Below are 12,793 nucleotides of genomic sequence, written 5' to 3' on the forward strand. Positions count from 1 at the left end.
ACAATGAATTAAATTTCTGGCACACCGCTTGCAAAATATTCTCCGCACCCAGAAAAAATGAAGGAATACCTGATGCGAGAGATTTATATCGCAAGTCATGGCCGCTATGCCGAAGGCATTATTTCCGGCCTGAATTTATTAATTGGCGAAGACCACGGCGTCATCCCCATTTGCGCCTATTGCGGGGAGATTGGGTCAACAGCAGAACTTGGCCACCATTTTGAGACTATCGCCAGCGAAGCCGCACGCCGCGGCAATGAGCTGGTGCTGTTTACCGATATGCAGGGCGGCAGCGTCAACAATACTGCGGTGCAACTGATGGTGAAATATCCGCATATGCATGTCATCAGCGGCGCGAACCTGATCATGCTGATGGAATTTTGTATGTCAGAACATGCGCGGACAGAAGACCGCCTGCAGGATGCGATTCGGGCGGCAACGGACGCCATGCAATACATGAACGTTGTGCCAGAGATCATGGCGGCGCGCCAGGCGACGCTTGCCGCTCACCGGGACGATGCGGACGATTTCTTTGCGACGGAGAGCAACCTATGAGCGTCACCCTGGAAAGGCTGGACTGCCGCTACCTTACACCACAGCCCGCGCTGGACAAAACCTGGCTCAATGACGCAATCGCTGATGTGCTCAGCAGCATCGATGCCATGCTGCCGCGCTTTAGCCAGACGTTCCCGGCGGCCAGCGCGCAAGGCGGCTTCTATCTCCCCGTTGAGAAAGTGGACTGGACGGAAGGCTTCTGGACTGGCCTGTTGTGGCTCGCCTGGGAAGTCACGGGAGAAGAGAAATACCGTCGCGTCGCAGAGGGCTTTCTCGATAACTTTGAAGAGCGCCTGGATAAGCAGATTAAAGTCGATACCCACGACCTCGGTTTTTTGTATCTGCTTTCCTGCGTGAATAGCTGGCGGCTCACCGGTAACACCCGAGCACGCGCCCTGGCGCTGCGGGCGGCGGACCTGCTTTATCGGCGTTTCAACAGCACGGCGGGCGTTATTCAGGCGTGGGGGGATTTAAACGACCCGGCGCGCCAGGGGCGAATGATTATCGACTGTAATCTCAACGTTCCCCTGCTCTTTTGGGCCGCTAATGAAACCGGAAATACCGACTGGCGCGACGCGGCCACACGCCACCTGGCCCAGGCAGCCCGTTATCTGGTACGCGAAGATGCTTCGACGTTCCATACGTTCTACATGGATATCTCGAACGGCGAACCGCTGCGCGGCGATACCCATCAGGGGTTCAGCGACAGTTCATGCTGGGCACGCGGCCAGGCGTGGGGCATCTACGGTTTTGCGCTGGGTTTTCAACACACAGGCAACCCTGCGCTGCCAGAGCTCTCCCGCAAGCTGACGCATTATTTTCTTAATCGTCTGCCGGAAGATGGTGTGTGCTACTGGGATTTAATCTTCACCGCCCAGGACCACGCGTACCGGGACACCTCAGCCGCTGCGATTGCCGTTTGCGGTATGGCGGAACTGCTTAAACACCTGCCGCTGACCGATTCGCTGCGTCCGGCTTACCTCAATGCTATCAGCCTGATGATGCGTCACCTTCAGGCTCATTACTTTGCGCATAACGAAGACGGCCTCTTGCGCGAAGGCGTTTACAACTTTGGCCGTGATATGGGCATCAACGTACCGAATCTTTGGGGCGACTACTTCTGGTTTGAAGCCCTGGTACGCCTTTCCCGCGTCTGGACACCCTACTGGTAAAACAAAAACAGGAGTACGTAATGATTTCGCTAATAAGAATTGATGACCGATTAATCCACGGCCAGGTCGCGGTTGTCTGGACCAAGCATCTGGGTGTTAACCGCATTCTGGTTGCCAACGATCAGATTGTAAATAACGAAGTCCAGAAGATGTCCCTGCGCATGGCCGCACCGGATACGGCGAAATGCGCCATCATGGCGGTGAGCGATGCAGGTGATGTTCTGAATGACCCACGTTCAGAGGCGATGAAAATTATGGTTATCGTAAATAACGCCGCTGATGCCCGCCGTCTGATCGAGCAGGTACCGGCGATCAAAGCGCTTAACGTTGCCAATTATGGGCGCATCACCGACAACCTGGCGGCGAAAACCCGCATCAGTGATACCGTCTACGTCACCCCGGAAGATGTCGCGGATTTCCACGCCATCGCCGAACGCGGTGTGCAGGTGGACTACCAGGTTTTACCGTCTCATCCGGTCAAAAACCTGATTGAAATGCTGAACCACGCCGGTTAAGAGAGGCCGCTATGTTAACGTCAGCCATACTCGTTGCCCTTGTTATGTTCTTCGCCAAGACCGCCGACCATACCCTCGGCCAGCCGCTTGTGGAGCGCCCACTGATTTGCGGTGCGCTGGTGGGGCTGGTGTTGGGGGATTTTCAGCAGGGGATCATCATTGGTGCCACTCTGGAACTGATTTTCCTGGGTACCATCACGATTGGCGGCTCTGTGCCTGCCGATCTGGCGGTCGGTTCCGTTCTGGCAACCGCCTTCACTATCCTCACCAAAGCCGAGCCGCCTGTCGCCGTCGCGCTCGCACTGCCGATCAGCCTGTTGGCCGTTTTTGTCTACCAGGTTCTCAAGCTGGTCTACACCGGTCTGGTGGAAAAATATGATGCGCTGCTGGAAGAGGGGCGCGATCGCGCCGCGCTGGGACTGGTGCTCGGTATGACCTTCTTCTATGGCGTACCCTTCGCCGTGATCGCCTTCTTTGGCGTGCTTTTCGGCACCGATGTAATCCGCAGCCTGGTGGAAAGCATTCCCGATACTGTTATGCGCGGCATGACGGCGGTGGGCGGCGTGCTGCCTGCGCTGGGTTTCGCCATCCTGCTCAAGGCTCTGTGGAACCGCAATATTGCCGCATTCTTCTTTATCGGCTTCGCAATGACCGCGTACCTCAAGCTGCCGATCATCGGCATCGCCATTATTGCCGCCTCCGTTGCCGTGTACCTGTGCCTGAACGAGTTCAATCAGCTAAAAGCCAACAAACAGAAAGCCGCGACCACCGCGCCCGCGTCTGTTGATGATAAGGATGGGTTCTTCAATGACTGATATTCACATGAAAAACGTCGCCGCCCGCGATGATGATAAAAGCGAGAAAAAGCTGTTTCGTCAGCTCTTTATTCGCCAGTTCCCCCTGTTGGGCACGATGAACTTTACCCGTATGGAAGGGCTGAGCTACGGCTGGGCACTGGCGCCGATGCTGAAAAAGATTTATCCGGATCCGCACCGCTATATGGAAGCGTTAAAACGCAACAGCCAGTTCTTCAACACCAACCAGCATCTGGCACCGTTTATCATGGGCCTGACGCTGTCGATGGAAAAAGAGAACGCGGCGAACCCTAACTTTGATACGTCCAGCATTAACGGTATCAAAGTCGCCTTGATGGGGCCGTTTGCAGGCGTGGGTGACTCCTTCTTTTATGGCGTTCTGCGCATTATCGCCACCGGTATCGCCATCGGCCTGGCGTCTCAGGGCAACCCGCTCGGGCCATTGCTGTTCCTGCTGATTTATAACATTCCAAGCTACCTGATTCGCTATTACGGCGGGGTGATGGGCTACCGGCTGGGGTCGAAATATATTGCCGAAGCGACACAGTCTGGGTTGTTAAGTTGCGTCACCAAAGCCTCGGCGATAATGGGGCTAATGATGGTCGGGGCAATGAGCGCCAGCATGGTGAAATTTACCACCACCTTTAAAACGACCATCGCCGGGCAGCCCTTCGTGCTGCAGGATATTCTCGACAAAATTTGCGTTGGGCTTATTCCCCTGCTGTTGGTACTGGTGTGCCTGCGTATGCTCAATAAAAAGGTCAGCCCAAATAAAATTCTTATATTCCTGATTATATTTGGCTTCGCTGCCGCAGGTATCGGCATTATTTAATTTACGTGCCCCTCTTGAGAAAAGAGGGGCATAACAGGACTGATAATGACGTTATACGCCGCCTGTTTTACCAACCAACCAGAAAAATTTAATCAGGTTTTCTCCGCAGGGCGCTTACAACAACTCTCCAACTGGTGTCAGTTTTATCCGCAGACGATCACCGAGCAAAATATTTCAGCACGAATTCCTGAGCTTGCAAAAACTGAGGTGATATTTTCGAGCTGGGGCATGTTTCCTCTTAATGAATCCCAGCTTGATGCCTTGCCAAATTTAAAAATTCTGTTTTATGCCGCCGGGAAAACGGATGCTTTCGCCAGCACGCTTATTAAACGCGGCATTATCGTCGTCAGCGCCTGGCGCGCTAATGCCGTACCGGTGGCGGAATTTTGTCTCGCGCAGATCTTACTGGCCTGCAAAGGGTATTTTCGTAATCAGCGAGAATACCAGACACCCGCAGATTTTACGCCGTTACACTATCAGCACCCCGCGCCCGGTGTCTATGATGAGCGTGTCGCATTAATTGGTGCAGGGGCTATTTCACAGACGCTGGCCCAGCTTCTTCACCCCTTTGCACTGGAGGTGATGACTATTCCTTCGCGCGCCGGGAAGCGAACCTTAAGTCTGGAAGCCGCCTTTGAAACCGCGCTGGTGGTAAGTAACCATTTACCCAATCGCGATGACAACAAACACATTCTCAATGGCGATTTATTTCGCCGAATGCGCCCCGGCGCGGTGTTTATTAATACCGGCAGAGGGATGCAGGTTAACGAGGCAGAGCTTATCACCGTCATGCAGCAACGCCCCGATCTGACAGCCTTACTGGATGTGACGTCCCCGGAGCCACCGGCTTTCAACTCACCGCTCTATCAGCTACCCAATATTCTACTGACCAGCCATATTGCTGGCGCACTAAATAATGAAACGCGCAGGCTTGGCGATCTTATTATCGCTGAATTTAAACGCTGGATGGACAATGAACCGCTACAGCATCGGGTAATATTTTAATTTCCAACACACATAAAAATAACCTTAATTTATGTGAACATGGTCAAAGCTAGTGTTTAGCAATTTCCAACATTCTTTATTGTGTCGAATGCCAATGAAAGCACGCAAATAAATTATTGAAATTTCATGGTGTTAATATTTAGCACGTGGCTTGCACTTATCTTTGCAACCATCAACACAATCGAGGCACAGATAAATAATAACGACTCACGCCGCACCCGTATTTTAAATTCAAAAATAACGCTACAAATGCGCGTTAAAACCATGCTTGTTAATAAATAAATGGATAAACCATGAAAAAATCAACTTATTTTACCATTGCCTTACCGCTGACCTTATTTACCATGAACGCTTTCTCTGCCGCTACCTGGGTAGATAATCGTTACGCGCATACCACTGCCTCTGAGAAAAATCAGTATAAAATTGGCGCAGGACATATTTTTGATAACGGTGCCGGTATTCTGGTTTCGGCGATGTACGATTTAGGTCAAAATTTTGATCAGATGCGCAGTACCTTTCAGGAATATGAAGGGTGGTATCCTGTTCCGTTGAACGATAAATGGACGCTCACGCCGGGTGGACTGTCCGATATCGACAGTAACGGCACAAAAATCGCCCCGTATTTAGGCCTGGATTATAAAGTCAGCAAAGTTTTCAGTATTGGCAGTCGCTACCGTTATAACCACATGACCCACAAAGAGCATGATTACAACGGCAACATGAACTACAACGATAGCCATCAGTTTGACCTGTTCTTCAACTACCAGGCCACGGATAAACTCTGGTTACAGTTAAACCCGGAGTTTTTCGTCAACGCCAACGATTTCAACGCCTCAAACGGACAGAAAACCCACTGGGAACCGAGCATTGTGGCGCGCTATCGGCTGGATAAAAACTGGATGCCGTACGCCGAAGTGGCCTGGCTGGACCAGGATCAGAACCATGACGACCAGGTTCGATTCCGTATCGGTATCCGCTATTACATCAACTAAACGCATTATCCGCCGGGGCAGGCGTGCTGCCCCGGTTTTTTATGCCTCGCGCACCACAACGTGCGAAAACAGCGCCATCCCCTGCGTCTCACTCCCCTGCCCACAGGCATAAAGGCCAAATCTGGCCCCAACCCATTTCCCCGCCCCTGCAGAGAAACCCGGAGTTACTTCCCGCCACGCTTCACCGGCAACGCGGTAGCAAAAACGGCTGATACCATCGTAATCAACATGGAAACCTAGTTCAGGGTTCCCTGACATGTCGTCGCAAATGGGCAACACGGATTCACTCAGTTCCCCCCTATCGCTGTTCCAGCCATGGCGCAACAGTAACCGCACGCCAGAGGCTTCGCGCACCAGGCACAGCGCGGCAAAGCGCTCGCCATAGATAATCAGGCCCGCTTCATCCCCCAACTGGCTGAACCGGCTCTCCAGTGAAAGGGTAACCACAAAGCGTTCAGCGGGAAATTTTTGCAACAGCATCTGCGGCAAGGTATAGAGGCTACCGGTATGGGGCGCACAGCGCAGCGCCAGGCCCGCTGTGCTGGCCTCAAGCCACTGCGACTGAGGGTTAGCCTGCCACTGCCATTGCAGGCCCGGCTTACCTTCGGGGAAATCATCACTGGTTTGTGGTGAGCAAGGCATTACCGGTAAGGAAGGCCGGGGATGAAGGATGACGGGCTGCCCTTTGCCCGCATTGCCCAGCGGTTCACCGATGGCGGGCCAGCCATCTTCCTGCCAGCGCAGGGGCTGCAAATGCACGACCCGGCCATAGACGCCCTTGTCCTGAAAATGGAAAAACCAGTGTTCCCCATTCTCCAGCGCTACCCATGCCCCCTGGTGTGGGCCATTAATCGCCGTATCGCCCTGATGCAACACATCCCGGTGCTGCCACGGACCCGAAAGCTGTGCGGCGCGTAATACCGTTTGCCAGCCGCGTTTAACGCCGCCCGCGGGCGCAAAAATCCAGTATTCATTGGCATGTTTATAGAGCTTTGGCCCTTCCAGCGTCGGGTGTGAGGGCGTGCCATCGAAAATAATCCGTCCGTCATCAAGCAGGCGGGAAGCATCCGGAGCCATTTCAATCAGTTGCAGCTTATTTTTAATGCCGCAGCGACTATACGCAAAAGCATGCACCAGCCACGCCCTTCCATCGTCGTCCCAGAACGGGCAGGGATCAATCCAGCCAGGCGCTTTTTTCAGGCAGCGCGGCGTGCTCCATTCGCCAAGCGGGTCACGGGTATGGGTAACAAAAATACCGTCATCCGGCAGGCTGTAGAAAATCCAGAACTGCCCATCGTGATAGCGAATTGACGGTGCCCAGACCCCCTTCCCGTGCTGGACAGCATCATATTCTGGTGACGGGAGCCGCTTAACGGCATGGTTAACGATGCGCCAGTGAATCAGGTCGCGTGAGTGGAGTATCGGTAAAGCGGGGAGCTGATTAAAGCTGGATGAAACCATCCAGAAATCATTTTCTACCCGAATAACATCAGGATCGGCGTAATCGGCGTGAATAACAGGGTTTTGATAGTGTAACGGCATGCTATGGCTCCTTTTTATCTGTCGAAGCCGTTGCAATAATCACGCCACCAATTTTTTATGATTATTTTCAATATATTAAAAACGGAAAGACACAAAAAAAGCGCCAGATGGCGCTCTTTCGACGGTAGCGGTTATTTTCCCCTCAGGCCCGCAAATGCTCGCCCATCCAGGCAAACAGGCGGGTGTACCCCTCTTCACTTCCCTGTTCAAAGCGAAACACCGGGCCGAGCGCCATCGGTTCGGCTTTGGCGGCCAGTACCGCCAGCTCCGGCAGGTACTCTTCGCCAGGATGACCAACCCGACGCTCGCCAAGACGCCGTGCATAACGCGCGACGGCCACGTCAGGGGCGACCGCGTTCCAGACTTCGAGGATCCGTGTCACCCCGGCCTTCTCCAGATACTCAACCAGCTTCTCCTTCGGCTGAAAACCAAACCAGGCGTCGACAAGAAACGGGCAGCCTGCTGGCGCATTACGAATAATTGACCAGATGACGTCATAGGCCGCGCAGCCCAGCTTGCGGTTAAACGCCCGGTCTATTTCACTAAACTGCGCCATAAATGGCTCTTTGATGCCATCGATGGTCAGAACCGGCAGCGAAAACCGTTCCGACAACTGACGTGTTACCGTGGTTTTGCCCGATGCCGGTACACCGTTGACCAGTACGACCGTTTTTATTTGCGTAGTCATAGCAGCGCTACCACCTCCTCCCTTGTCCGTGCCGCCCGGAGCGCCGCCATCGTGTCATCACTGTCCAGCAGATGCACAATGGCGCGAATACCTTCTTCGATGTGCGCATTGCTGTCGCGCGCCCCGAACATAATAACAATATCCGCCGCTTCACTTTCGCCAAAGCGAATCGGTTCCTGCAACAATACCAGGCTAAAGCAGTCCCGTTTCACACCGCATTCCGGGCGTGCATGCGGCATGGCGATGCCCTCATCAAAGACATAGTACGCGCCATGCTCCAGCGTGCTGTCGATCACTGCCTCGCCATAGCGGGCCTCCAGATAGCCCCCGTCAATCAGCGGGCGGGCGGCAAGCCGAATCACCTGCCGCCAGTCTTTTTCTGTTACGCCAATCTGAATCGCATCCGCTTCAATAAGAAGATCTTTAATCGTCATCTGTTCTCCCTAAATATTACGCCGAATAATATTGCGCAACTCGTCGATACGAATAAAGAGAGAATCCACTTCATGGCGATATTGTTTACTTTTAACAAAGACATTTAATGCCCGGTTATATAGCAGCATTAATTGTTTTTGGACATCGCTATTTCGCGGATCCTCCGCCAGATTACCTTCGAGTGATTTTATATCGACAGCCAGCAATTGTGCCTGCTTGTCATATTCTTCCAGCGTCGTATCATCTTTTTTCCACAACGACTTCAATGATTCAAACATGGCTCACTCCCGCCCCGACGTGTGCCGGAGCACCAGGGTTATGGAATAAAATTAATGTGGTAATGGGGGATTATTTAAATAAATTCATTTTCTCGACCAGCACCTGGGTGACGGCGTCGTTCGCCGGAATCAAAAACTTCCGCACGCTGTCATTCACCTTTCCTTTCTCAAAGGTCGATTTGCACTGGCCAACCCACTGCACATTCATCTCCGTGCCGACATTCACTTTATTGATCCCTTCGGTTACGGCTTTGCGCATATCCTCGTCGCTCACACCGGTCCCGCCATGCAGCACCAGCGGCGTCCCTGTGGCGGCGCTTATCTCCTGCAAACGCTGATGCTGGATCTGCGCCTTACCGGTATATAGCCCATGCACCGTGCCGACCGAAACCGCCAGCATGTCCACGTGGGTTTCCTCGACAAAACGCTTCGCGTCTTCCACGGTGGTGAAGCAGATATCCTCTTCGGCAACGGCTTTACCGTCTTCCGAACCGCCAATTGCGCCTAATTCGGCTTCGACCGAAATATCACGTGGTCGCGCCATCTCCACCACAATACGGGTCCTGGCAATATTCTCATCAATATCCAGATGAGAACCGTCATACATTATTGAACTGAATCCGGCATCAATCGCCGTTTGAATCGCGTTAATATCCGAACAGTGATCCAAGTGCAAACAGGTAGGCACATTTTCACTTGCTGATAATGAGCGCACAGAATCAACCAGTAATTGATATCCCAGATATTGCGCCGTTCCGGTTGATATCTGAATCATTAACGGGCTGTTCGTTTGCTTTGCCGCTTTAAAAAAAGCAGGCAGCATTTCCAGACAGTGTAAATTAAAGGAACCGACAGCTTTAAATTGACGTGCTTTGGCAATTTCTAACAACGCAGTGAAATTATGCAGACTCATGGACTTTCTCCCCTTTTGGTTTAGCTGAGTTGCCATTAACGAACCAGGCAAGGAACGCGACAAAGACAATAAACAGACCGACAAACAGCCAGTTATTCTGGAAGGCATGCCCCAGCACCAGACCAGAGCTGATGACATCAGAGTCACTGAACGTCACCCCGGTGAAACCGTAACTTTCCAGCATTGGCACCAGGATGGCGGGCAGGAAGGTAATAAACAAACCATGGACAACGCCGCCGATAACTGCGCCACGACGGCCACCCAGTGCGTTACCAAAGACGCCCGCCGTGCCGCCCGCAAAGAAGTTGGTCAGCAATCCTGGCAGAATCATCGCCAGACCAAACATCGGAAAGACCAACATGCCAATAATCGAACCGACGGTGGTGGCCAGGAAGCCGACAATGACCGCGTTCGGAGCGTAAGGAAACAGCACCGGGCAATCGAGCGCCGGTTTGGCGTCCGGGACGATGCGCATGGCGATACCACGGAAAGCGGGCACCAGTTCGTTCAACAGCAGACGCACACCGCTGTAAAGAACGAATACCCCGGCCACAAACTGGATGGATTGCATGAAGGCGTACATCAGGAAGTTCACGCCATGGGAGAACTGAGAGATGTATTCCGGCCCCGCGGCCACGGCCGGGATCAGGTACATCGGTACCATCACCACCACCATGGCCAGATAGGTATCCTGCAGGAATTTAAAGTTATCCGGCAGTTGCAGATCTTCCGTTGAGCGGGAACCTTTACCGACCACTTTCGCCACTGCTGCCTGCACCAGGTAGCCGATGGTACAGAAGTGTCCCAGCGCCACATCATCAGAACCGGTAATGCGTCTGACCACCGGTTGTGCCAGCGCAGGCATCAGTACCGCCATCGCGCCGCCAAAAATACCGCCCGTGAGGATCAGCGGCAGCCCGGTCAGACCGGCTTTATAGCCAATAGCCGCCCCGATAGTTGCCATCCATAGCAATGCTTGTCCGGTGAGGAAGATGTATTTCAGCGGTGTCAGGCGGGCAATGATGATATTGACTGCGAAAATGACCATCAGCGTCAGCGCCACTTCTGAACCCAGTTCGCGGTTCGCCAGCCCGGCGATGGCCGCCACATCGGTGATGTAGCCTTTCATCCCAAAACCGTGGGTGAAAATATCATTCAGGAAGGTCAATGTGGCGACGATGATATTGATACCGGCCATCATGATTAAGAAACCGAGCAGCGTTTTAAATGTCCCCTCGGCAATTTTTCCCGGTGATTTCTTTTGTAAGATCAAACCGAGCATGGCGATAAAGGCAATTAATATTGACGCCTGCCCGAGTAGATCTTTGACGATAAACTCAATGAAGCTATTCATGGTCAGTTACCTTCATGTTATGCATTTTTAAGAATGCGATAATCTTCTGCTCGATTTCCTCTTTATCGGTCAATTTATTAAGCACAACGACACGGCTGATTTCTTCTTCACTGGCATCCGCCGTTAAAATGTCGGCAAAGACTTTTTGCGTCAAAATCATATCGGACTTAAATGCACCAGCTTCAGAAACGGTTGTGTGTTCAACTTTTGCCGGAATTTCTAATTTTTTCAGCACTGCTTTTGCGCTCATTTCGATCGCAAAGCTGGAGCCGAGGCCGCAGCCACATACGCAAAGAACTTTAAGCATGTAAATCTCCTCAAATAATATTGAGTTGTTTGGCCAGTTTGTAATGATGTCCTTCTGTGTCTACCAGACGTTTTTTCATACTAATAAGATCAATAGGGATAGGTTTATTACTCGAATTGATAATAATGGCTTTATTTTTCATACCAGATTGAATACAACGAACCACTTCACTGGCCATGATAGTGCCCTGATAAATCTCCTCGCAGGTAGGGTCACCGTTACGTAAACCATAACCAATAATCGTTTTACGAATACGCACGCCAATTCGCGGTTCAAGCTGCTTGATCATGGTGTCGATAGCCCCCTGAAAGCCCGGCGTGTACTCTCTGGTGTAACCTTCTGAACATAAAATAACGACACTGTTCTGGCTGGCAAGACGGTCTGTAATGCGTTGAGATAACTCATCAATTGGGATCTGGCACTCCGGTATAAGGGCAATATCCGCATTGCTTTTTATCGCTGATTGCAGCGTCAGCTCCCCACAGTATCCTCCCAGGACCTCTACCATAAAGACACGGCCGGGTAACGCCCGACCGGTATTCCTGAGTCGGGAAACTTCCTTAATAATTTGTTCGCAGGCGGTAGAAAATCCAATGGAATAATCACTGCCATAGACATCGTTATCAATTGTCATGCCGACACCAAAGCAATTCACATCAAATTCGCTCAGCGTATTTAAAAATTGCAGCGATCCATCACCGCCCGCCATAACCAGTACATCAATACGTAGCGACCTTAATTTTTTTGCAATTATTTCATATTCGCTTCGTACTAATTTTCGGGTTGTACGACCCGAGGTAATAATGGGGATTGAGGCAATAGAGAAATCCACCAAATCGCGCCAGGCGATTTCGTTATGCTTCTTTTCAAGTAAACCAGGTATTCCGCCATTGAACAGAGTAATGTCTGCCTGCATCAGTCTTGCGATCTGGAAAATAAAGTTATTTATTCCCGATACATCACCACCGCTAATGACTACACCGATTCTCATCGCAAATTCCCCGTTGGCTTCCCGTGGGAATATTTTTCCCTGACTTCAAGAGGTATATTTGCAATGAAAGTCACATTTTATCGATAATTTTCCGTCAACCAACCATTGACACATATGTTAAATGGCTTTTATTTGCGACTTTAATCACAAAAACACAGTGAGATTCAACTCACAGTATTTTTATTAATTCCTTTCCAATCATTGAGTTATAAAAGAAGGCGATTTGAAATATTTCGGAGAAATAAAACTGCGATTAAGGCTTTTAGAAGGATGGTAATTTTGTGATTGCAACCTCATTTTTTAACGTAAAAGAGGCATACGGGAGGATAATTCAGAAAAGGGAGAGCAAAAACAGCGGGGAAATAACCTGTCCCCGCTCCGAAGAGTCAGGGACAGCGG

The 12,793-nt window shown here is 51.5% G+C and carries 15 protein-coding genes; 7 read left to right on the plus strand and 8 right to left on the minus strand.

The window, feature by feature from the left end:
- The first annotated feature begins 72 nt into the window (after nucleotides 1–72).
- The 7 genes from MRY16398_RS28445 (at nucleotide 73) to MRY16398_RS28475 (ending at nucleotide 5,886) form a co-directional block, all read left to right on the plus strand.
- Entirely contained in the window at nucleotides 73–555 is a 483-nt protein-coding gene (locus MRY16398_RS28445) for a PTS sugar transporter subunit IIA (protein ID WP_039077340.1), read from the plus strand.
- On the plus strand, nucleotides 552–1,727 hold the full coding sequence (locus MRY16398_RS28450) for a glycoside hydrolase family 88 protein (protein WP_125125593.1): 1,176 nt from the start codon (nucleotides 552–554) through the stop codon (nucleotides 1,725–1,727). Before MRY16398_RS28445 ends, MRY16398_RS28450 begins: the two co-directional genes overlap by 4 nt.
- Before the next feature lie 20 nt (nucleotides 1,728–1,747).
- Nucleotides 1,748–2,242 (plus strand): PTS system mannose/fructose/N-acetylgalactosamine-transporter subunit IIB, encoded by a 495-nt coding sequence (locus MRY16398_RS28455; RefSeq protein WP_079498431.1) that lies wholly within the window; start codon nucleotides 1,748–1,750, stop codon nucleotides 2,240–2,242.
- Between the two features lie 11 nt (nucleotides 2,243–2,253).
- The gene (locus tag MRY16398_RS28460) at nucleotides 2,254–3,057 is read left to right on the plus strand and encodes a PTS mannose/fructose/sorbose/N-acetylgalactosamine transporter subunit IIC (protein WP_039077343.1); all 804 of its coding nucleotides are present in this window, start codon (nucleotides 2,254–2,256) and stop codon (nucleotides 3,055–3,057) included.
- Nucleotides 3,050–3,889, plus strand: coding sequence for a PTS system mannose/fructose/sorbose family transporter subunit IID (locus tag MRY16398_RS28465; protein ID WP_052249191.1), 840 nt, complete (start codon nucleotides 3,050–3,052; stop codon nucleotides 3,887–3,889). The genes MRY16398_RS28460 and MRY16398_RS28465 overlap by 8 nt, the downstream gene beginning before the upstream one ends.
- Nucleotides 3,890–3,934: 45 nt before the next feature.
- On the plus strand, nucleotides 3,935–4,894 hold the full coding sequence (locus MRY16398_RS28470) for a hydroxyacid dehydrogenase (RefSeq protein WP_125125594.1): 960 nt from the start codon (nucleotides 3,935–3,937) through the stop codon (nucleotides 4,892–4,894).
- 293 nt (nucleotides 4,895–5,187) lie between these two features.
- The gene (locus tag MRY16398_RS28475; protein WP_039077345.1) at nucleotides 5,188–5,886 is read left to right on the plus strand and encodes an oligogalacturonate-specific porin KdgM family protein; all 699 of its coding nucleotides are present in this window, start codon (nucleotides 5,188–5,190) and stop codon (nucleotides 5,884–5,886) included.
- A gap of 39 nt (nucleotides 5,887–5,925) precedes the next feature.
- Here the strand turns inward: MRY16398_RS28475 and MRY16398_RS28480 are convergent, their stop codons facing one another.
- The 8 genes from MRY16398_RS28480 to MRY16398_RS28515 all read right to left on the minus strand — a co-directional run bounded on the left by MRY16398_RS28480 (nucleotide 5,926) and on the right by MRY16398_RS28515 (nucleotide 12,394).
- Complete coding sequence (locus tag MRY16398_RS28480) at nucleotides 5,926–7,428, minus strand: glycoside hydrolase family 43 protein (protein WP_125125595.1); 1,503 nt, start codon at nucleotides 7,426–7,428, stop codon at nucleotides 5,926–5,928.
- A 142-nt stretch (nucleotides 7,429–7,570) separates the two neighbouring features.
- Nucleotides 7,571–8,116 carry an AAA family ATPase gene (locus MRY16398_RS28485; RefSeq protein WP_110296141.1) on the minus strand — a complete coding sequence of 182 codons (546 nt, stop codon included), beginning with the start codon at nucleotides 8,114–8,116 and terminating at the stop codon, nucleotides 7,571–7,573.
- Nucleotides 8,113–8,550 (minus strand): PTS sugar transporter subunit IIA, encoded by a 438-nt coding sequence (locus tag MRY16398_RS28490; RefSeq protein ID WP_125125596.1) that lies wholly within the window; start codon nucleotides 8,548–8,550, stop codon nucleotides 8,113–8,115. Before MRY16398_RS28490 ends, MRY16398_RS28485 begins: the two co-directional genes overlap by 4 nt.
- A 9-nt stretch (nucleotides 8,551–8,559) precedes the next feature.
- On the minus strand, nucleotides 8,560–8,829 hold the full coding sequence (locus tag MRY16398_RS28495; RefSeq protein WP_039077348.1) for a hypothetical protein: 270 nt from the start codon (nucleotides 8,827–8,829) through the stop codon (nucleotides 8,560–8,562).
- A gap of 70 nt (nucleotides 8,830–8,899) precedes the next feature.
- Complete coding sequence (locus tag MRY16398_RS28500; protein ID WP_039077349.1) at nucleotides 8,900–9,742, minus strand: class II fructose-bisphosphate aldolase; 843 nt, start codon at nucleotides 9,740–9,742, stop codon at nucleotides 8,900–8,902.
- Nucleotides 9,729–11,096 carry a PTS sugar transporter subunit IIC gene (locus MRY16398_RS28505; RefSeq protein WP_125125597.1) on the minus strand — a complete coding sequence of 456 codons (1,368 nt, stop codon included), beginning with the start codon at nucleotides 11,094–11,096 and terminating at the stop codon, nucleotides 9,729–9,731. The genes MRY16398_RS28500 and MRY16398_RS28505 overlap by 14 nt, the downstream gene beginning before the upstream one ends.
- Nucleotides 11,089–11,403, minus strand: coding sequence for a PTS sugar transporter subunit IIB (locus MRY16398_RS28510; RefSeq protein ID WP_071194780.1), 315 nt, complete (start codon nucleotides 11,401–11,403; stop codon nucleotides 11,089–11,091). Before MRY16398_RS28510 ends, MRY16398_RS28505 begins: the two co-directional genes overlap by 8 nt.
- 10 nt (nucleotides 11,404–11,413) lie before the next feature.
- Entirely contained in the window at nucleotides 11,414–12,394 is a 981-nt protein-coding gene (locus MRY16398_RS28515) for a 6-phosphofructokinase (protein WP_039077352.1), read from the minus strand.
- Between the last annotated feature and the right edge of the window lie 399 nt (nucleotides 12,395–12,793).

Origin of the sequence: Phytobacter sp. MRY16-398 (genome assembly GCF_003925915.1) — a bacterium.
Classification (GTDB): Bacteria; Pseudomonadota; Gammaproteobacteria; order Enterobacterales; family Enterobacteriaceae; genus Phytobacter; species Phytobacter diazotrophicus.